Origin of the sequence: Nostoc sp. JL23, assembly GCF_017115065.1 — a bacterium.
GTDB lineage: Bacteria > Cyanobacteriota > Cyanobacteriia > Cyanobacteriales > Nostocaceae > Nostoc > Nostoc punctiforme_A.
In genome coordinates this window covers 1-19,386 of record NZ_JABXKN010000021.1, presented here as the reverse complement: position 1 = coordinate 19,386, position 19,386 = coordinate 1, and the positions used below count along the sequence as shown (strand labels likewise).

Here is a 19,386-nt window from a genome sequence, read left to right as displayed (position 1 = left end):
GAAGTGTGTAGGATTAAGTCCAAATCGCAGATATGACATGTTGTCGCAGTCGTGCAACTGCAACATAGCTATTGAGTAAATTTGGCACAAATGATGTTAAAAAAGCTTTCACGCTAGGGAAAAAATAGCGTAAATGACAGTGACACCAAAGCACAATTGTAACTATCAATAAACTGCCTATAATTTCATAGCCATGAGTAGTCCGTGGCGTATCTCTGGCACTATGAGAGCGTGAAACTGATGTATCTTTGAAATATTTATGGCAATGTTCACCTGTACCTCGCAGATGGATGTAAGTTTGTCTGTTACTTTCGGCGGGCATTCTGACTTTGAGGCATAAGCTTCATTACAGCTGCGGGACAGCGACGGATTTACACCGAACTTTCCCCCTTGCGTCTGATGGCTGATCCCCACCAGAACCGATTTGATATTGGTTTTATAATAGCATGATTATGAATGAATTTAAGAATACTTAAAACTTACTGGTTCCAATAGCTACAATTTATCAGACGCGATGCCTGGGTTCGATGTAGCGATGTCTACGATGGTGACTGAGCTTTGTCGTACCACTTGCCTACGGCAGCTGCGCGAACGTGGAAGCAAGGCTACGCGCAGCGTCTCGTAGAGAAGTGCGGGCTACGCCTACGCTAACTCGCCTCACTAGCTGAAAAATCAAAACTTAAAATTGAGGAAGTATAAACACTCCAAATTCTATTGTTATGCTACCTCTATAGTGTCGAGTAAACAGAGTAATGTTAAAGTTTTTTGCTGACCGTGGTGGTACATTCACAGATATTGTTGCTGTTACTAATAATCAAGCAATTATCGATAGACTTTCAAAACATCCTGAACGTTTTTTAATTGTGACTCTGCCTAATCAGCAATGGATTATAGTCTACAAACTACTTTCAGAAAATCCCGAACTATATCAAGATGCGGCTATCCAAGGTATTCGAGATATTATGGGTATTGCTAGCAACGAAGCCATTCCTAATGAAGCGATAGAAGTTGTAAAAATTGGGACAACAGTAGCAACAAATGCGCTGTTAGAAAGGAAAGGCGATCGCGTTGTTCTTCTCATCACCAAAGGATTTAAAGATGCGCTACGAATTGGCTACCAAAACCGTCCTAACATCTTTGCCCGCCAGATAATCTTACCAACGATGCTTTATGAGCAGGTGATTGAGATAGATGAACGCTATGATGCTAACGGAAATGAATTAGTATCCATAAATATTGAACAAGTTAAAAGTGACTTGCAAGCAGTTTACCATACAGGAATTCGGAGTTGCGCTATTGTTTTTATGCACAGCGATCGCTATCCTAAACACGAACAACAAATAGCCCAGCTTGCCCAAGAAATCGCCTTTACCCAAATATCCGTATCCCATCAAGTTAGTCCTTTAATGAAGTTAGTTAGCCGAGGAGATACAACAGTAGTCGATGCTTATTTAACTCCGATTCTGCGCCGCTATGTTAACCAAGTAGCAAGTCAGTTACCCGGAGTCAAATTAATGTTTATGAAATCTGATGGCGGTTTAGTCGCAGCCGAACAATTTCAAGGCAAAGATAGTATTTTAAGCGGCCCGGCTGGCGGTATTGTTGGCGCAGTTCAGACTAGTAAAAGAGCAGGTTTTGAGTTAGTTATTACCTTTGATATGGGAGGGACAAGTACAGATGTTGCCCACTTTAAAGGAGAGTATGAACGACAACTAGATTCAGAAATAGCTGGGGCGCGGATGCGAGTTCCTGTATTAGCAATTAATACCATTGCTGCGGGTGGTGGTTCAGTTCTCTTTTTTGATGGTTCTAGTTATCGTGTCGGCCCTAAATCTGCTGGTTCAAATCCTGGGCCTGCTTGTTATCGACGTGGCGGGCCATTAGCGGTTACTGATGCCAATGTGATGTTAGGTAAAATTCATCCACAATATTTTCCCTCAGTGTTTGGCATTGATGGCAATTTACCTTTAGATAAAGATATTGTTATTCAAAAATTTACACAATTAACCCAAGACATTCAAGCCGCTACATTAAATGATTGTACTCCCGAACAAGTAGCCGCAGGATTTATTGCGATCGCAGTGGAAAATATGGCGAATGCAATTAAAAAAATCAGTCTACAACGTGGTTATGATGTCAGCCAATATGTGCTTTGTTGTTTTGGTGGTGCAGGTGGACAAGTTGCTTGTTTAATTGCCGATACCTTGGGAATGAAAAAAATATTTTTACATCCTTATGCTGGAGTCCTATCTGCTTATGGAATGGGATTAGCTGATGTACGAGCGATTAGAGAAGGAGGAGTTGAACAACCTTTAACTCAAGCATTAGTCCCTAAGTTACAGCAGCTAATGGAATATTTAGAAACTCAAGCTAGCAATGAAATAGATGAGGCACTGAGTCAAGTAGAGGTAATCCGAAAAGCTAACTTAAAATACGAGGGTACTAACTCTATCTTGACTGTTAATTTTGCCGATGATGTGGTAGTGATGCGACAAGAATTTGAGAGTGAACATAAATCTCGCTATGGTTTCATTCAATTAGAGAAAACCTTAATTGTCGAATCTTCTTCAGTGGAAGTAATTCAAAAAATGGATACTCCTGAAGAACCTTTAGTTATTCGTACCCGCCCTTTAGATGAAGTGCCCATATCTGTTGAAACAGTCAAGATGTTTACTGCTGAGAGATGGCACGATACTCCTATTTATAGACGAGAAGATTTACAGCCAGAAGATATTCTTAATGGCCCTGCGATCGTTGTGGAAAAAATTAGCACAATTGTAGTTGAGCCTAACTGGAACGCCAGATTAACTGCACAAAATCACCTAATTTTAGACCGTAAATATTAATTAATTCATCAGTGATAGTCTGTAAATTACAGGATAATCAATAGCAAGTACCTTGTAGTAAAACTAAATAGAAGTTAAATGTCACCTTACGTTTATCCGGTTATTAAAACCCTTCTTTAAATCAATAAGTTTTTTCTTGATAGGGAAAATTTAGCTATGGAATCATCTATATAAATAAAATCTCAAAATGTACACAACATCTAAACCCGATCCCATCCGCTTAGAAATATTTAAAAATCTCTATCAATTTATCGCCGAACAAATGGGAATTGTGTTGCAAAACACAGCCACATCAGTGAATATCAAAGAAAGGCTAGATTTCTCCTGCGCTATTTTTGACTCATTGGGATTACTAGTAGCAAATGCCCCACACATTCCCGTACATTTAGGCTCAATGAGTGAAAGTGTTCGCAGCTTAATTAACGATAAAGGTGACACGCTAAAACCAGGAAATGTCTATCTATCTAATAACCCTTATAACGGCGGCACACACCTTCCTGATGTAACTGCAATTACCCCTGTATTTTTAGAAAGTAGTGAAAATAATCCATCCCCAATGCCCAATGTCCAATGCCCCATGCCCATCTTTTTCGTTGCTTCTCGCGGACACCAGGCAGATATTGGTGGAATTACTCCCGGTTCAATGCCTCCCCACAGCACCACAGTAGAAGAAGAAGGAATTCTTTTTGATAATTTTCTCTTGGTTGAAGAGGGAAATTTTCAAGAAACCTTAGTCAGACAGCACCTCTCAAATCATACTTATCCTGCTCGTAAACCTGACCAAAATCTAGCCGATTTCAAAGCCCAAATTGCCGCAAATGAACGGGGAGTTCAAGAACTTTGTAAAATGGTTTTACAATACGGAATTGATACTGTTCAAGCTTATATGACATTTGTGCAAGCTAATGCTGAGGAGTCTGTGAGACGTGCGATCGCAGTTCTCAAGGATGGCTCATTTACTTATAAAATGGATGATGGTTCTCAAATTCAAGTTAAAGTGACGATTTACCCAGAAAACCGCAGTGCTACCATTGATTTTACAGGAACTTCTCTACAACTAAATAGTAATTTTAATGCTCCCAAAGCCGTAACTCAAGCAGCAGTATTATATGTCTTCCGTACTTTAGTTGATGATAATATTCCTCTCAATGCTGGGTGTCTTAATCCTCTAGAAATTATTATCCCGGTTGGTTGTATGCTCAACCCAATCTATCCAGCCGCAGTAGTCGCAGGTAATGTAGAAACTTCTCAAACTATTGTTGATGCTTTATATGGTGCTTTGGGTGTTATGGCTGCTTCTCAAGGAACGATGAATAATTTTACTTTTGGTAATGAGCAATATCAATATTATGAAACTATCTGCGGCGGCTCTGGCGCAGGAATTAATTTTGATGGAACCGATGGTGTTCATTCTCACATGACTAACTCTCGTTTGACCGATCCAGAAGTTTTAGAAACCCGTTATCCTGTACTTTTAGAAAGCTTTAGTCTTCGTCCCAATAGTGGTGGCGAAGGAAAATATTCGGGTGGTAATGGAGTTGTCCGCCGCATTCGATTTCTTGAACCGATGACAGCAAATATTCTCTCTGGTCATCGGGTTGCTCCTCCCTTTGGATTAAATGGTGGGAAAGCAGCAAAAGTAGGACGTAACTGGATACAACGTCTGAATGGAATTGAAGAGAATTTAGACAGCACAGCAACAGTAGAGATGAAAACTGGAGATGTTTTTGTGATAGAAACTCCTGGCGGCGGTGGATTTGGTAAATGCTCTTAAATAATCAAAAATTGCTATAAGCTAGCTTCAACTTCCCCAGGAAATTGAGCATCGCCGAAACCACAGCATCCGGCGACTCAATCAAGAAGCCGTGACCTCCATGTTCGATGACTACAAGTTCAGCATTGGGAATACCTTGAGCAAGTTGCTGGGAAAACTTTAGCGGAGTGAGAATATCTTGTTTACCAACCATAACTAAGGTAGGACAATGAATTTGTTGGAGGCGGTCTATTGTGTCACTACTAAGGATAGCTTGGCTGTGATGATAGAGTGAATGAGTTGCAGGTGGGAAAGGATATCTGATCGCAAATTCAATCAGCCCTTCGATCATGTCAGGAATTGAGTAGAAAGTATCTGTAAATATCCAGGGCAATATGACTTTTTCGTAAAGTTTTAGGTCTACATTACTAGGAAGTTCGCCCCAAGTTTCAATGATGCTGTTGAATAATGCATCACCTTTTGCCAAAGATGAGAGTAGCATCAGACTTTTTATCTTTTCAGGGTGTGCTAACACTAACTCTTGGGCTATCTGACTACCCATTGAATGGCCTGCTAGATGCACCTGATTAATTCCGATGCAATCGAGCAATGCTGCAACATCACTAGCCATCTGTTTCAGACTATAGGGGTTTTCGGGAGCAGAACTTCTCCCCATACCTCGGTTATCCAAGCGAATGACTTGATACTGCGAAACCAGCGATGGCATAATTAGCGACCAATAAGCATGATCGCAAAGAAAGCCAGCTATTAATAGCAAAGGCTCACCTGTTCCCTTAATGTCGTAGAACAAATCAATCCCGTTAATCTGAACCTTGGGCATAGTAAATAATTCTGATAAACCTTATTTTTAAGCAGGGATAGACAAGGCTAAACTCCTACGTCTTGAATTTCTCGTCCACCGGAATTTGATAGCCATTGGCGAGGCGATTAGTCATATTGGCAGTAGCTGCGATCGCCATTAGCTCCCCGAACATAGTATCATTCATACCCTTGGCACGTGCTGCCGCTGTGTGCGAAGCGATGCAGTACTCACAGCCATTCGTTGCACTCACGGCGATATAAATCAGTTCGCGCATGAGTGGATCAATTTCACCAGGGCTAACCATCACTTCCTTTAACGTTTGCCACGTTCTTTGCAGGGTGGGAGGATGGTTGGCTATGGCTTTCCAGAAATTATTAATGTAGTCATTCTGACGTGTAACGCGGATGTCGTCATACACTGCACGTACTTCGTCGCTGGCTTCTTCGTATTCAATCAGCTTAGTCATATTTTAATTCCATATAGTTTCCCCAGCGAGTGGGAACCCCTAGATTGTAATACTGAGTTGCAATTAAAGATAGTAACTTGAGTCTTTGAGGCTGAAACTTTTAGCCAATGTCCGGTTACTGAAACGACAGATTGACAGCGCACTACTAAAGCACTTTCTCAATCCAAGCAACACGAGTGAGTATCCAACCATCTACTTCTTGAGCGATAACACTCCCCTCTACTTTAAATCCAAGCTGTCGTAAATACGTTTCAATGTCCAGAGGAATTATTCCTCGGCTGCGACTACTGTAGCTGCTGACAATGAATCGTCCTGCTGGTGCAACCAGTTGAACAGACTAAACAGGAAATTTATATTATTCTCTCAGAGACAGAAATAGGTAGGGTCGTCCATGAAAAAACTGATCCAGCGTATTAAGAGATTGCTCAAACGTATCCTCAAGAGGTCGGCATCCAATTCTCAGCAACCATCGCCCCTTATAAATTCTCGATTAGAAACTTCTATTCCAACCGTTTCTCCCCGATGGGAGTCTGGTTTGGTGCTTGTGTGTTCACAATGTGCAAACGAGCAATCAGGCTCAACCGCTTCTGAAGACTTAGAGAATTGGTTGAAATCGCGTTTAAAATTTGAGGGATTATGGGGTGAATTTCGGGTGGTTAGCACCAGTTGTTTAGGGGTTTGTCCCCGGATGGGCATTACTGTTGTTCTTGTCAGTAATGGAAGTTACGGAAATAGTCCATGCTTAATTGTAAATCCTCGAAGCGATCGCGAACTTCTCTATTTATATATCAAGCAGAATAAAGACTGACTGCAAAGGTTGTTTATCTTGCACTATATTTTACTCAAGTGGCAAATAAAAAAGGGGTGAAGATTTTAATTCACCCCTTTTTCAAGGTCATAAGAGAAGTAAAGAATACTTATCCAACCCGTATTAGTGTTATTCCAATCTAAAGAATTATTCTTTTATACGAGGTATATTTGGTCTTACAAAGGTAGCTGAGGAATTAGCACTTCGGGCATTAGTGCTTGAAGAAGCAGTAGTTGGCGAACTGAGATTCAAGAAATCAATGAGTTTAAGGGTACGATTACGAATTTTCCAGATCCCATTTGTTTTGACGACTTTATCTTCATAAGTGCCATTAGCGACATCAATGCTAGTTTCTGAACGTTTGTGAGTAGCATGGAGATAAGAGGTCATCGTTGCTTTATTATTCTCAACTGAAATGTTTATTGTACCCATCAAGTGTTGAGTAGCTGTATAACCATTTCCTTGGAATACTGAATAGACAAAATCTGCCCAAGAATCTGTCCCATAATTTGTTTGAGTTGCCCCATCAGGAAAAATCGCAGTGAGGACTGAATCTTGAGTAAAGCAATCTCGATAAATATTCTTTCCTTCTTGGAGATTTCCTCTACCAATGGCGTCAGTTCCCAGAGCGTAACAGGATGTTAATTTTTGAATTTCTAGTTCTGCGTTAGGTTGAGTTGCACTTGCTACCTCAAACTTACCTCCAACAAACAGCACAAGAGTGACTGCAAGCACAATTAAAGTTATACGATTTAACAGAAACGAAATAGCCTTTGAAACTATTCCCCCATTTTCTCTTCTTTTATCCACAAGATGACTCCCTTAATTATTTACGATTTTCGCATCTTGTACTTTACTACAAACTAAAGTTTTAGCTAATAATTTTAGGTCATAAAAACTAGCTAATATGCTTATAGATTTTACTAGTAATTACGTTTTATATCTGCTAGAAAATCTCTTTTCTAGTAAATGATAAAGCTAGTACATACAAGATTTGATGTATACAATTAGTTATAACAGTTAATTAACAATTTACAAGTGTTAATTGTGACTAAGTTTATGTTGATTTTATTAAGTAATCAAGTCACTACTTACATAGTTTTATTAACAGGGAAATGAATTTTCGTTTCCCAATTTTTAGAAATCAAATAGAATTACTATAGCAATACTGTAATATTCGTGATAAACTCCTCAACATATTTGAGAAGTAGGTAATCTGCCGCTAAAACTATCAAAAATTCCTTATTCTCCCAAAATGGGCAGAGAAATTATAAATTGTGTCCCTTCTCCCAAGACTGATTCGCAAATCAAATTTCCACCATGATTTTCAACTATGATTTGCCGACTAATAGATAATCCTAATCCTGTACCTTTTCCTACGCATTTGGTAGTAAACAAATTTTCAAAGATGCATCTTTTAACTTCTTCAGGCATTCCTTTGGCATTATCTTGAATCTTAATTACCACCTTGTGATTATCTACTTGTAGAAAAGTCTCAATAGTAATAATATTCGGATACTTTTCTTGAATTTCTAAAAAATTATGGCCGATATTTGCTTCTTCTAAAGCATCGATTGCATTGGCAAGAATATTCATAAACACCTGATTCAATTGTCCCAAATAGCATTTTACTAATGGGATATCTGCATAATTTTTAATAATTTTAATTGCTGGACGATTATGATCGGCTTTCAGACGATGTTGTAAAATCATCAAAGTACTATCAATACCTTCATGGATGTTAGCTAACACTTTAGAGGTAGTGTCAGCACGAGAAAAAGTACGGAGAGAAGTACTAATATTACGAATGCGCTGTGTTCCCACTGTCATACCATCAATCATTTTAGGTAAATCTTTTATGAGGAAATCTATATCTATCTCTTCGGCTTTTTCTTCAATTTCAGCGCCAGGACTGGGGAATTTTTCTCGGTACAGTTGCAGATAGTCTATTAAATCTTTAACAATATCTTTTGCTTGGGCAATACTACCTGTAATAAAACCAATAGGATTATTTATTTCGTGTGCTACACCTGCAACTAAATTACCCAGAGAAGACATTTTTTCACTTTGGATAAGTTGTAGTTGTGCTTCTTGTAAATCTTTTATCGATTGTTCTAATTCTTTAGATTTCTCTTGCGCCCTTGTGTACAAGCTGGCATTTTCTATGGCAATAGCCATTTGTGAAACTAAGACTTTTAATACCTCTACCCTTTCTAGAACAAAAGCTCCTGATGATAACTGGTTTTCTAAATAAATAATACCAGTAAGCTGTGATTGGTACATAATGGGCAAACAAAAGATTGATTTTGTTTGAGATTTTTGGATATAGATATCAAAATTAAAAGGCTCTGTAATCATTGCATCATTTAATACAATATATTGCTGAGTTCGGAGAACGTAATTAATCACAGATAGCGGTAAATCTTGATAGGTTTCAACAGGAATAGAACGTAAAACCGTCACCACATCGTCGGTAGCATTTCCAGAAGCTTCAATATACAGGTGATTATCTTTAAGTAGGAGGAGTACTGCTTTTTGCGCAGCAGCATTTTCTAGTAAAATTTGGATCAGCTTACCCAATAAATTTTCTAAAACAATTTCATTAGTAATTGCTTGTGAAAACTTGATGAATGCATTAAAATCTAGAAAATCGCTCAAGCTGCTATTGGTAGTAGTGTTAGTAGTAATATGAGTTGTATCAAGTTTTGAACTAGTGTTTTCTATAGTAGTAGTTTGTCCTACTAGAAAAACATACTTTGATTCTAAGTGTTTAACTTTAGCGATTGCACCCCAACGAATATAGGCATAATAGGCTTTAGTTATATAAGTTTGATGAATTAATTCTTTACCTAGAGACTGATAAAATTTTCCAGCTAACTCATAGGCTAAAGCTTCTTCTTGGAGAAAACCGTTTGCTTGAGATTTGGCAATAGAGTTTTCATAATAGTCCATTGCTTCTAGCTTTTGACCCAAAACCTGATACCGTTCTGCCTCCACGAGATAAAATCTGTGTAAGTGATTTGTGGGAGCATAAGTAGCCCAGAGTTCCATCTTTTGCTGATTAGCTTGGACTTTTTCTAGAATAGCTTGCTTCTCAGATTCTTTAGCAGTATGATATATTGCCAAGTGGGCTAAAGAATCGTAGAAATAAAACACTGGAACAACAAACAAGCCTGTAACACCACCTAAAGATTTTTCTGCGATCGCAGCATTTTCTACAGCTTTAAAGTACTCCCCAAATATATAAGAGAGCATTAACTTATTAACAAATAAATGGTTAATTGTGTAAAGGTCATTTACTTGCTGATGAATGGGCAGCATACTTTGTTCGTCGTAAGCTTCTCCAATTAAACAGTCCACATTTTCAAAACTTACTTTCAAGTTCAAAACTGTTTGCAAATACACTGAGTTCCAAGTGAAGGCTACTTGTTGCTTGATTTTTTTCAGTGAATCACAATAAGCTATCAGTTCTTTTTCTAAAACCCAAAGTTCCTTACCCATCCAAAATGAATGATAAGGATAAATGTAACCACAATAACCAGCATATTCTAAATCTCCAGTTTCCAGACCACTAGAATATCCTGACATTGATGATGTTAATGTCTCTCTAACATGCTCTTTCCAATGCATCACATGGGCACTAACAACCGTCAGAATTTTTGCCTTGAGTTCTTCAGCATTAAATTGTGACACCAGGCGTGAAGCTAATTTCCCAAATTCATAGCCAGAATCAATTTCTCCTTGAACTCCACAAAGAAGTAATCCATAAAGACTATAACCATAGGCAGATACAGCCGTATTTCCATAACTTAAGGACAAATTGACCATTTTACAGACAATAATTGGCATCATTGCAGGAGCAGTTTGAAAAGCCGCAGGGAGAACTCCCATTAAGATTCTCATCGCTGCAATTTTGTTAGGATCAGTCATTAATGGTAAGTTAATTAAATCTGCAATGGCTTTTCCTTTTAAAGAAGCAGCGATTTCATCCATTCCCTGCTGAATATCAGTTGATGTTGGTTCATCGGGAAAACTTATTCCTAATAATTGCAGAATTGATACTGCGGTTTGAATAGCTTCCAATTGCTTGCTTTGAATGATAGAAGCGATAATTTTTACTTCATAGACTTTCACTTTATCTAAAAGAATTTTGGCTTTTTGCTGCACCACCTCAGCCCATTTTTGCATCTGCTCAAAATCACCGCCCAGATATGCTACTTCTGCTGCTCCTTCATATAAACCTATGGTTAAGGTATATTCAGTTTGCCAAGAGTCTATATTTAAAAGTTCTATCCCATTTGTGAAGTACTTAAGAGCCACTTCGTAAGCTGTAGAAGCTTTAGCTTTTCGTCCGGCAATTAAATTTAATCGTGCCAATTCAGTTTTTTCAGATTGCTCTATCAGGTTAACAATACCTACATTCAACTGATTGACAATATCAAAAATATTAGCTTCTATTTCTTCTTTAGGTATATTTTGGAGAAGCAATTGCCCAATTTTCAGGTGAGTAGATTTCTTCAGTTGTTCTGGAATTAACGAATACGCTGCTTGTTGTACTCTGTCATGCAAGAACTTGTAACCCACCCGTGAAGTATCGAAATTTAAATTAACCGCTTCTTCTTGATTAAAAACTAAAGGAATGCGGTAAGCTTCACTTAAAGGCAGAATTAATCCCGCTTGCAAAGCCGAATGTAAATCATTCGCTGTCAAAGAAGGTGATTTTTCATTAACTATCGATAAAATATCCAGACTAAATCTGTCACCTACACAAGCTGCTAATTTTAAAACATCTTGGGTAAACTTTGGTAGTTTCTCAACTCGGCTGGCAACCAACTCAACTACATTTTTGTCGGTAATTCCAATTGCCTGAATATCCTCTAGACTCCATTGCCATTTAGCATTAGTAAAGTCAAATTTTAACAGTTTTTCTTGATGAAGTGCCTGAATTAGTTGTGTTATGAAAAATGGATTTCCACCTGTTTTGTTACAAATCAACTCAGCTAGTTTAATAATTTCTTGGTTAAAGACTCCTGTCTCTTCATCCTGCTTAACCTCTATTTTTTGAAGAGTTTCGGCAACTAGCTGAGTTACATTGGCTAAATTTAAGGGTTGCAATACAAGATTATTAATAACCGTGCCACTATTCTTAATCTCTTCTGTTTTTTGGATTAAAGGATGTGCTGAACTAACTTCATTATCTCTATATGCACCAATAAATAAAAAGTATTTGCTATCAGTATCAGTTATGAGCAGTTGAATTAGATTTAAAGTGGCTGAATCGGCCCATTGTAAATCATCTAAAAATATGACTAATGGGTGTTCTTTTTGTGTAAAAACTTGGATAAATTCTTTAAAAACATGATTGAAGCGATTTTGTGATTCTGTTGCACCAATTTGGGCAACTTCCGGTTGTGTACCGATGATTAACTCTACTTCTGGAATTACGTCAGTAATAACTTTTCCATTTGTTCCTAAAGCTGATAATATTTTACTACGCCATATTTCTATTTTTTCATTATTCTCGGTCAGCAAATACCGCATTAAATATGCAAAAGCCTGAATTAAAGAAGCATAGGGTATATTTCGTTTTAACTGATCAAATTTACCAGAAATAAAGTACCCTTGTCTGCGAGTAATGGGTTTATTAACTTCGTTGACTAAAACTGATTTGCCTATTCCAGAATAACCAGAAACTAGCATCATTTCACTAGTTCCAGATGTAACTCGCTCAAATGCAGCTAAAAGTTCATTAACTTGTTCTTCACGACCATATAATTTTTGAGGAATTAATAACTGACTCAATATATCCAAACGACCCGGCACAAAATCAGTGATGATTCCCTTAGTTTCTAACTGCTTGAGACATGATTCTAAATCTGCTAATAATCCTATAGCACTTTGATATCTGTCTTCCGCATTTTTTGCCATCAGCTTCATCACAATTTCAGAGATAGCGGTAGGAATTTGTGAATTTAATGATTGCGGGTTTCTCGCTTGAACTGCAATGTGACTATAAACTACTTCTAGGGGATCTTGGCTAATAAATGGTATTTTATCAGTTAGCATTTCATATAAAGTCACGCCAAGAGAATAAAAGTCAGTGCGATAATCAAGAATGCGATTCATTCTCCCAGTTTGTTCAGGAGACATATAGGCAAGTGTGCCTTCAACGCAGTTAGGGTTATTAAATTGGGGATTTTCCTTATTGAGACGCGAGGCTATACCAAAGTCAGCGAGTTTAACAATACCTGTCTGGGAGTTAATTATGATGTTATTAGGTTTGATATCTTTATGAATAATCTGATTATTATGCAAATAATCTAAAGCTTTAGTCAGCTGAATAGCAATCTTGAAATGGTTAATTAAGTCAAGTTTTTTTGTTTGTAGAAGTTGAGATAAAGACTGACCACCAAAGTCTTCTAACAACAATCCCACACGATTTCCAAAGGTTTCTAGACTGATAGCTTTAACTATATTGGGATGGTCTAAACCTTGCTGAATTAGATACTCATTTTTAATCCGAGTAAAGGCTTCGAGAGTCGGATATTCATTTTTAAGCAGCTTGAGGATAACTCGCTGTTGCGTCTTTGGCGTTTGTGCTTGATAAATAATTGTTTGGATTCCTTCGTGGAGAGTCGACTTGATTTGGTATCCAGTAAGATTTGGCATTGATTTTTGACTATAAAGTTATAAAATTAGCATCATCCCTGTTCTATCGTGAAAGGGATTCTAGTTTAATTATTCCCAGTACGTAGAGAATTATTAACATTGGGCTTCAGTATCCAATGGTTGTAAATTAAAAAGCGATTATTTCCTGGTAACGAAAACTAGCGGCTAAAATCTGACTGTAACTTTTACGCCAACCGCAGATAAGGACACTTCTGTAAAAATCCAGATGCCTTATTATGGGCATCCAAATTATGAGTATGCGTTGGCGTAGGTCGAATAATGCCGCCAAATAGGTCATCTAACCCGTAGGGTGTAAAAAATTGCCATTGTCTTTGAGCATTTAGTCGAACTCCCACAGCGGTAGCGGTGTGCAGCCAATCTTTGATGCCATCCTCTGTACTAGTATAAGGTCTGCTACCAAGACGCCAACGAGCAAAACTGGCTTGATTTTTAACATCAAACTCGTCATCAGGAAATTGTTCTGTGAGAGTAGCTTTTGCTGCTAGTTCTTGGGAACGGTTCCCCTCTATATCAAAGAATGCAATATCAAAATCTTTAATACCTAACCCACAGTCATTGCCAAAAATTGAAGACCAAACGGTGTTTCGGACTGCACCTCCGGCTAACCACCAGTTAGGTAGATTTAGTTGAGCGATCGCAGGTAATACTGTATTAATACGTGTATCAGCTAAAATCATCTGTAGGCGAGTGTTACTATTCATATCAAATTCCTGGGATTGTCAAGTAGAAGGTGAAAATATTATCATTCATATTTCATTAAACTTACGGTGTTGATAGTCCTGTTGTGACACTTGGCAGGTCAATGTTTATCAGGAGAACTTCTGTAGTCATAGTATAAAGAAAACAGGTTAAACAGAAGGTTAAATTGTGAATTTAGAATTTAGAATTTTTATTTATGGAAGATTTATTTGCGCGACTAGAACGCACACTCAATCCTGAACTACCTTCTCTAACAGAGTCACAACAACAACTCCTCCAAGAATTCAGTATTGATGAAAATCAACCCGGTACGATTCTGCATGACTTTCAAACCCTGATAGATTTCTTGCAACCAAACGGAGTGGAAGTTAGTAGTATTAATAACCTTCTACCGCTAAAAGTCCTATCAGAAGTTAATTCTCGGTTAAGTCACCCAATTGAAACCAAACTCAAACGCCCTGTACAGAAATCATACCCCTACATTAATGGACTATATCTGTTATTACGCAGTTCTGGAATAGCCCAAATTAAATCCCAAGGGAAGAAGCAGGTTTTAGTTTTAGATGCAGCAACTTTGCAATCATGGTTAAGCCTCAACCTAACAGAACGCTATTTCAACTTATTAGAAGCTTGGTTGATTTGGGGAAATAACGAAGTTTTGGGTGAACATCAAGATTCATTAGGGAACTTATTTAGATGTATTCAACTTTGGCCCCGCGTCCCAGATAAAGGTTTAAAATTCACTAAATATGAAGATCAAAACAATATTAGTTATTATCCCGGACTGCATAATGTTGCCTTGTTAGAGTTATTTGGATTGTTATCTATCAAACATGGCAAACCACAAGAAGGTAAGGGGTGGCGCATTACTGGTTTACAACGCTTGCCCTTTGGTGATGCTCTGTTGCAATTACTTTTTCCACTGGGTATACGAGGAGAATTACAGGATGATGTGAATGTGACTTTTGGAAAATTACAGTCACATTTCCAACCATTTTTTCCAGAATGGGAGCATAATTTACTTGTTCCCAAGCAAGGCTTCACTGATGGTATTTATATTTTTAAAGTATCCCTTTTTAAGGCTTGGCGACGCATTGCCATACCAGCAAAAAAACCATTAAGCTGGCTAGCAGAGATAATTCTCGATGCTTTTGACTTTGATTACGATCACCTGTACGAGTTTAGTTATAAAGACCATTTTGGTCGCATCATAAAAATCGGTCATGCCTACATGGAAACACCCCCATTTGCCGACCAAGTGCAGATTGGTGATTTATCTCTAGAACCGGGTGGTAAAATGACCTATCTTTATGATTTTGGTGACAACTGGAAATTTGATGTGCAGTTAGAAGCAATTAATCCACCTGATAACAAAATCAAAAAACCGAAGATTTTAGAAGTTCACGGAAATGCACCTCAACAGTATTGGAGTGAGGATGATGAATCGGATGAAGATGAAGAATGAGAAGGATTTAGGTAAGTGTAGATAATGAAAGTTTCTTGTATTCTCATGTCTTCTTTTTGTGTCTATTAAAACCCGCTTAAAGATTGAGATAGTTTTATTTACAATACGGCAATACAAATTGTTAGGAGATAAAATCTGTGAATATTCCATATACTGGAGGTTGTCAATGTGGACAGATTCGTTATGAAATTAATGCCCAACCGTTAACACTTTATCTATGCCACTGCAAGGAGTGTCAAAAACAATCGTCTAGTGCCTTTGGTATGTCTCTTACAGTATTACGAGATGCTGTTGTAATTGTTCAGGGAAAACCAAAAGCTTGGACTCGGAAAAATGATAGCGGACGTGAAGTAAATAACCTATTCTGTGGCGACTGCGGAACGCGATTGTTCCATGAAAGGACTTACAATTCAAATACTATTAATGTCAAAGCTGGAACCTTAGATGATACAAGTTGGTTACGGCCAGTGGGTAACATTTGGACACGCAGTGCCCAATCATGGGTGATAATTTCAGACCAATTGCTCAACTATGACGGACAACCAGAAGATACGCAGGCTTTATGGGAAAAATGGAAACAACAACATCCATAAATGCATAACTCCTGATATTAGACATCATACTTATGATACTTAAAGTATCTAACTCATCATTGTACTAAAGAAGATAATAATAAAATTTTACTGGTAAAATGCTTTAATGAACATATTAGATTATTTAAAACAGTAATAGTAAACTTAAATTATAAGTTCAGCTTGTGTATCATATATAGTTCCACTTGTCTGCAAATCGTTAATAAAGCTAACACACTATTAATATTTCACATGAAAGCTTACTGGACATTTCCAAGCAAGTAATTTAAGTGAAATTGGATAAGTAAGACGATTTTAGTTCATTTTCAACACTTTTAACAGTTATTTCTAGACAAGCTTGATGAAAAACGATACACCACAGGAATTGAACCCAGACCAAGAAATTGGGCGCTTAATTGATGAGGTAATGTCTTCATCTCTGACTGATGAACAGTACCGCAAAAAGATGCAGCGACGCAAAGAAGTGCAAGACAAGCGCATAGCAGAAGCTGTACCGGAAAAAGGGTTAATTATTGTAAATACTGGTAACGGCAAGGGTAAAACCACTGCGGCTTTGGGGATGGTGTTGCGATCGCTCGGTCATGGGTATAAAGTAGCGATCGTTCAATTCATCAAAGGTAGCTGGGAACCTTCCGAGAAAAGGGTTTTCAGTTATTGGGAAGACCAGATAGAATTTCACGCAATGGGCGAAGGCTTTACCTGGGAAACTCAAGACCGCGATCGCGATCTTGACAAAGCTAGCGCCGCATGGGAGAAATCATTAGAATACATCCGCAACCCAGACTTTCATCTAGTGTTGTTAGACGAAATCAATATCGCCCTCAAAATGTCTTACTTACCAGTAGAAGACGTTTTAGCAGGTTTGGCACAAAAACCCGCTAACAAACACGTTATTCTCACAGGTAGAGGCGCACCACCTGCTTTAATTGAGCGTGCTGACTTAGTAACTGAAATGACCCTAGTTAAGCACCCTTTCCGCGATCAAGGTGTGAAAGCACAACCGGGAATTGAATATTAAATCAGAATTCAGAACTCAGAACTCAGAATTGTTAAAAAACCAGGTTTTCGACTCAGCAGAGATCAGAAATCTGGTTTTTAATTCTCGTATGTCATACCAATTTGAAAAAAGAATGCAACACATAGATAATAGATATCACCAATCCTGCCCTTACTAAGGGGTGCGCGTCAGCGCGGGTGGGCTTATCTGTCGTAAACATTTTTTGAATTGGTATCAGATGTGGAAAAGCAGATTTCAAGTTGATGAGGTACAAAGTTTTAGTTCTGAATTCTGAATTCTGCTGTAAGTCCCATTTGTTACTTCTTATTCCAAAGACTTAAAAATGCTTGAGATATGGCTGGGGTAATCTGACTTTGTAAGTGATTTAGTGCATCACGATGGTTTGCATTATTGTCATCATAATAAGTAAACAGATTCGTCAGCTTGACAATTTCAGGATTTTGATCGTTTGTCGCCCTCCATTTGTTAGTAACTTTGTGTAAAACGTCCTTGGGTAGATTTTGTTGTAAGTTATTTAATGCTGCGATGTAAGAAGGATTTTGAGGATCTTTTTTGAATTGAAAGCACAAATCTATCAGCTTGAGTTGTGACTGGGGCTGAGGCTGGGGCTTATCTGTTAGACTAGGTTGCTGGAGAATTTGACGCTGTGCAATAGTAGCAATCCCATTTTCAGTTAAACCCTGAGATTTCTGAAATTTCTTGACTGCTGTATAAGTAGCTGGACCATAAAAAGGCTTGCCTGGAGGAATTTCGGCATTGGTTGCAAAACCGTGAAACTTCAATCTATTCTGAAGTCCTGTGACTGTATCTTCCATGACAGTTCGAGTCTCGGCATCAGCGTTACCATTAACCGTAAGTTTTTGTGAATACTGTTTCTGAAACTTTTTAATCGCTTCTTCAGTAGGATCGTCTGTCAGGGAGTTGTTATTCCGTTTCCAGGGAGCAAATTTAGTGAGATCCGGCTTAGGATCAATCTCAGGAGCTAAATATCCCAATCCGATCAATATATGACGAATGACTTCAGGGCTACTAACAGCCATGCTTTTTGGTTCCTTTGCGATTAAACTACCATTTAATGTATCTTGTTTTACAAAAATTGGGTAAGTAGAAATAAATAAATCTAACATTTCTTATTTGCAAGGCGTTCCGAAAGTTAAGCGATGTGTGACGACAAGCTGCAACTCTTTGAGACGTTCGGCGTATGCGACTATAGAGAGTGAAAAAGAAAGAGATGCGATCGCTTATTCTCAACTATTAATGATACTACGTGTTAGGGACACACAGATGTGCGTCCCTACTGCTCTACCCACTACGAACTGAGCAAAATTAATCTGGTAGAGTACTAGCTAACTGACTCTCTGGCATTGACAACATATAAAAACTCATTTTCATTCTTAGGTAAGAAAACGAGTGGTTTTTCCCTCGCTGGCTGCTGCAATTGAGAAGGAAGTAAAGTATAAATATCTTGGAAATCAACTGTAATCTTCTTAGTAGTGCCATTAACTAAGAAACAAGATGGATTATTACTTCCACTGCTATATTGATCGTACAAAGCATCAAGTACTTTTTTGCGTAATTCCTCAACAGGAGAAACATAGATAAAGTAACCTTGCTTATCCAATTCTTCGGCTCTGTCAGCTGCTTTATGTGAATCTAGAAAGAAATCAATTTGAGTATCTTGAATTTTTAGAGGACATTGCTGTAAAGGTTTTCCAGCGACTACACTATATAGTTTCTCTCCCGAAGGAGCATCAACACTAAATAATTTGTTGCCAGTACTTTCACCTTTAGCAGCTTGGAAGTCGAACCAAGCTTTTGTAACAGAACCATCTCCAAGTGCTTTAACCAGTTCTGGTACTAGTGTTTTATCAAACTCTTCTTTAGTAGCAGGAATCGGCGAATCTGGAGCAAAAGGGGTAGCAATTGCGTATTTAAGTATATCCTTGTATACCGTAACTCCTTGTCCTTGTTGCTCTGGGCTGCTGTAAAGAGTAGTTATACCTAATACTGTTTTGTTATCTGCTAAAGCCGGACTCAGCCCACCTAGCCAAAGAATAAAGCTGAGGAAAATTATTAAAATGCGACTTAACTTTTTCACTGGATTTATCAATTGGAAAACTTTTTGTATTTTGCACGTGTAACTCTGCGCTAACAACCGAAGTTAAGGAACTAGGACTTACGCATTGACAAAAAATATCACCTATGGAATCTATAGATGCTAGATA

At 38.0% G+C, this 19,386-nt stretch carries 14 protein-coding genes and 1 riboswitch; of the genes, 6 read left to right on the top strand and 8 right to left on the bottom strand.

All coding sequences use genetic code 11. The annotated features are described in order from the left end of the window. Positions 1-13: 13 nt before the first annotated feature. Positions 14-322 carry a hypothetical protein gene (locus tag HWQ42_RS02820; RefSeq protein WP_292809106.1) on the bottom strand — a complete coding sequence of 103 codons (309 nt, stop codon included), beginning with the start codon at positions 320-322 and terminating at the stop codon, positions 14-16. Further along, positions 296-439, bottom strand: a riboswitch (cobalamin riboswitch). (Overlaps the previous gene by 27 nt.) 313 nt (positions 440-752) lie before the next feature. Between HWQ42_RS02820 and HWQ42_RS02815 the strand changes: the two genes are divergently transcribed. Next, positions 753-2,846 (top strand): hydantoinase/oxoprolinase family protein, encoded by a 2,094-nt coding sequence (locus tag HWQ42_RS02815; RefSeq protein WP_292809104.1) that lies wholly within the window; start codon positions 753-755, stop codon positions 2,844-2,846. A gap of 187 nt (positions 2,847-3,033) precedes the next feature. Beyond that, complete coding sequence (locus HWQ42_RS02810) at positions 3,034-4,620, top strand: hydantoinase B/oxoprolinase family protein (protein ID WP_292809103.1); 1,587 nt, start codon at positions 3,034-3,036, stop codon at positions 4,618-4,620. A gap of 4 nt (positions 4,621-4,624) precedes the next feature. Here the strand turns inward: HWQ42_RS02810 and HWQ42_RS02805 are convergent, their stop codons facing one another. Next, on the bottom strand, positions 4,625-5,440 hold the full coding sequence (locus HWQ42_RS02805) for an alpha/beta hydrolase (protein WP_292809101.1): 816 nt from the start codon (positions 5,438-5,440) through the stop codon (positions 4,625-4,627). A 55-nt stretch (positions 5,441-5,495) separates the two neighbouring features. Continuing rightward, positions 5,496-5,888, bottom strand: a complete 393-nt coding sequence (locus tag HWQ42_RS02800; RefSeq protein WP_292728612.1) for a carboxymuconolactone decarboxylase family protein — start codon at positions 5,886-5,888, stop codon at positions 5,496-5,498. 391 nt (positions 5,889-6,279) lie between these two features. Here HWQ42_RS02800 and HWQ42_RS02795 point away from each other — a divergent pair, with 391 nt between their 5' ends. Next, positions 6,280-6,696, top strand: coding sequence for a (2Fe-2S) ferredoxin domain-containing protein (locus HWQ42_RS02795; protein ID WP_292809099.1), 417 nt, complete (start codon positions 6,280-6,282; stop codon positions 6,694-6,696). Positions 6,697-6,843: 147 nt separating this feature from the next. Here HWQ42_RS02795 and HWQ42_RS02790 read toward each other — a convergent pair whose 3' ends face one another. The 3 genes from HWQ42_RS02790 to HWQ42_RS02780 form a co-directional block, all read right to left on the bottom strand. After that, entirely contained in the window at positions 6,844-7,506 is a 663-nt protein-coding gene (locus tag HWQ42_RS02790) for a nuclear transport factor 2 family protein (protein ID WP_292809097.1), read from the bottom strand. Positions 7,507-7,938: 432 nt separating this feature from the next. Further along, on the bottom strand, positions 7,939-13,365 hold the full coding sequence (locus HWQ42_RS02785) for an ATP-binding sensor histidine kinase (RefSeq protein WP_292809095.1): 5,427 nt from the start codon (positions 13,363-13,365) through the stop codon (positions 7,939-7,941). Positions 13,366-13,550: 185 nt separating this feature from the next. Beyond that, positions 13,551-14,087: a nucleotidyltransferase family protein gene (locus HWQ42_RS02780; protein ID WP_292809093.1), complete on the bottom strand. Its 537-nt coding sequence runs from the start codon at positions 14,085-14,087 to the stop codon at positions 13,551-13,553. A gap of 194 nt (positions 14,088-14,281) precedes the next feature. Here HWQ42_RS02780 and HWQ42_RS02775 point away from each other — a divergent pair, with 194 nt between their 5' ends. The 3 genes from HWQ42_RS02775 (at position 14,282) to cobO (ending at position 17,161) form a co-directional block, all read left to right on the top strand. Continuing rightward, a complete protein-coding gene (locus tag HWQ42_RS02775) occupies positions 14,282-15,550 on the top strand; it encodes a plasmid pRiA4b ORF-3 family protein (protein WP_292809091.1) in 1,269 nt (422 codons plus the stop codon). Between the two features lie 137 nt (positions 15,551-15,687). Next, complete coding sequence (locus tag HWQ42_RS02770; RefSeq protein ID WP_094350332.1) at positions 15,688-16,143, top strand: GFA family protein; 456 nt, start codon at positions 15,688-15,690, stop codon at positions 16,141-16,143. 340 nt (positions 16,144-16,483) lie between these two features. Then, on the top strand, positions 16,484-17,161 hold the full coding sequence (gene cobO, locus HWQ42_RS02765; protein ID WP_292728626.1) for a cob(I)yrinic acid a,c-diamide adenosyltransferase: 678 nt from the start codon (positions 16,484-16,486) through the stop codon (positions 17,159-17,161). A 296-nt stretch (positions 17,162-17,457) separates the two neighbouring features. Here the strand turns inward: cobO and HWQ42_RS02760 are convergent, their stop codons facing one another. Together HWQ42_RS02760 and HWQ42_RS02755 are read right to left on the bottom strand one after the other, a co-directional pair. After that, the gene (locus HWQ42_RS02760; protein WP_292809089.1) at positions 17,458-18,288 is read right to left on the bottom strand and encodes a peptidoglycan-binding domain-containing protein; all 831 of its coding nucleotides are present in this window, start codon (positions 18,286-18,288) and stop codon (positions 17,458-17,460) included. A gap of 215 nt (positions 18,289-18,503) precedes the next feature. Then, entirely contained in the window at positions 18,504-19,259 is a 756-nt protein-coding gene (locus tag HWQ42_RS02755) for a hypothetical protein (RefSeq protein WP_292809087.1), read from the bottom strand. Positions 19,260-19,386: the final 127 nt, after the last annotated feature.

Coding starts and splice junctions, on each gene's coding strand:
- HWQ42_RS02810 (WP_292809103.1), top strand. CDS start 3,034: ATGTACACAACATCTAAACCCGATCCCATCCGCTTAGAAATATTTAAA.
- cobO (WP_292728626.1), top strand. CDS start 16,484: ATGAAAAACGATACACCACAGGAATTGAACCCAGACCAAGAAATTGGG.
- HWQ42_RS02815 (WP_292809104.1), top strand. CDS start 753: ATGTTAAAGTTTTTTGCTGACCGTGGTGGTACATTCACAGATATTGTT.
- HWQ42_RS02760 (WP_292809089.1), bottom strand. CDS start 18,288: ATGTTAGATTTATTTATTTCTACTTACCCAATTTTTGTAAAACAAGAT.
- HWQ42_RS02775 (WP_292809091.1), top strand. CDS start 14,282: ATGGAAGATTTATTTGCGCGACTAGAACGCACACTCAATCCTGAACTA.
- HWQ42_RS02795 (WP_292809099.1), top strand. CDS start 6,280: ATGAAAAAACTGATCCAGCGTATTAAGAGATTGCTCAAACGTATCCTC.
- HWQ42_RS02780 (WP_292809093.1), bottom strand. CDS start 14,087: ATGAATAGTAACACTCGCCTACAGATGATTTTAGCTGATACACGTATT.
- HWQ42_RS02785 (WP_292809095.1), bottom strand. CDS start 13,365: ATGCCAAATCTTACTGGATACCAAATCAAGTCGACTCTCCACGAAGGA.
- HWQ42_RS02805 (WP_292809101.1), bottom strand. CDS start 5,440: ATGCCCAAGGTTCAGATTAACGGGATTGATTTGTTCTACGACATTAAG.
- HWQ42_RS02800 (WP_292728612.1), bottom strand. CDS start 5,888: ATGACTAAGCTGATTGAATACGAAGAAGCCAGCGACGAAGTACGTGCA.
- HWQ42_RS02820 (WP_292809106.1), bottom strand. CDS start 322: ATGCCCGCCGAAAGTAACAGACAAACTTACATCCATCTGCGAGGTACA.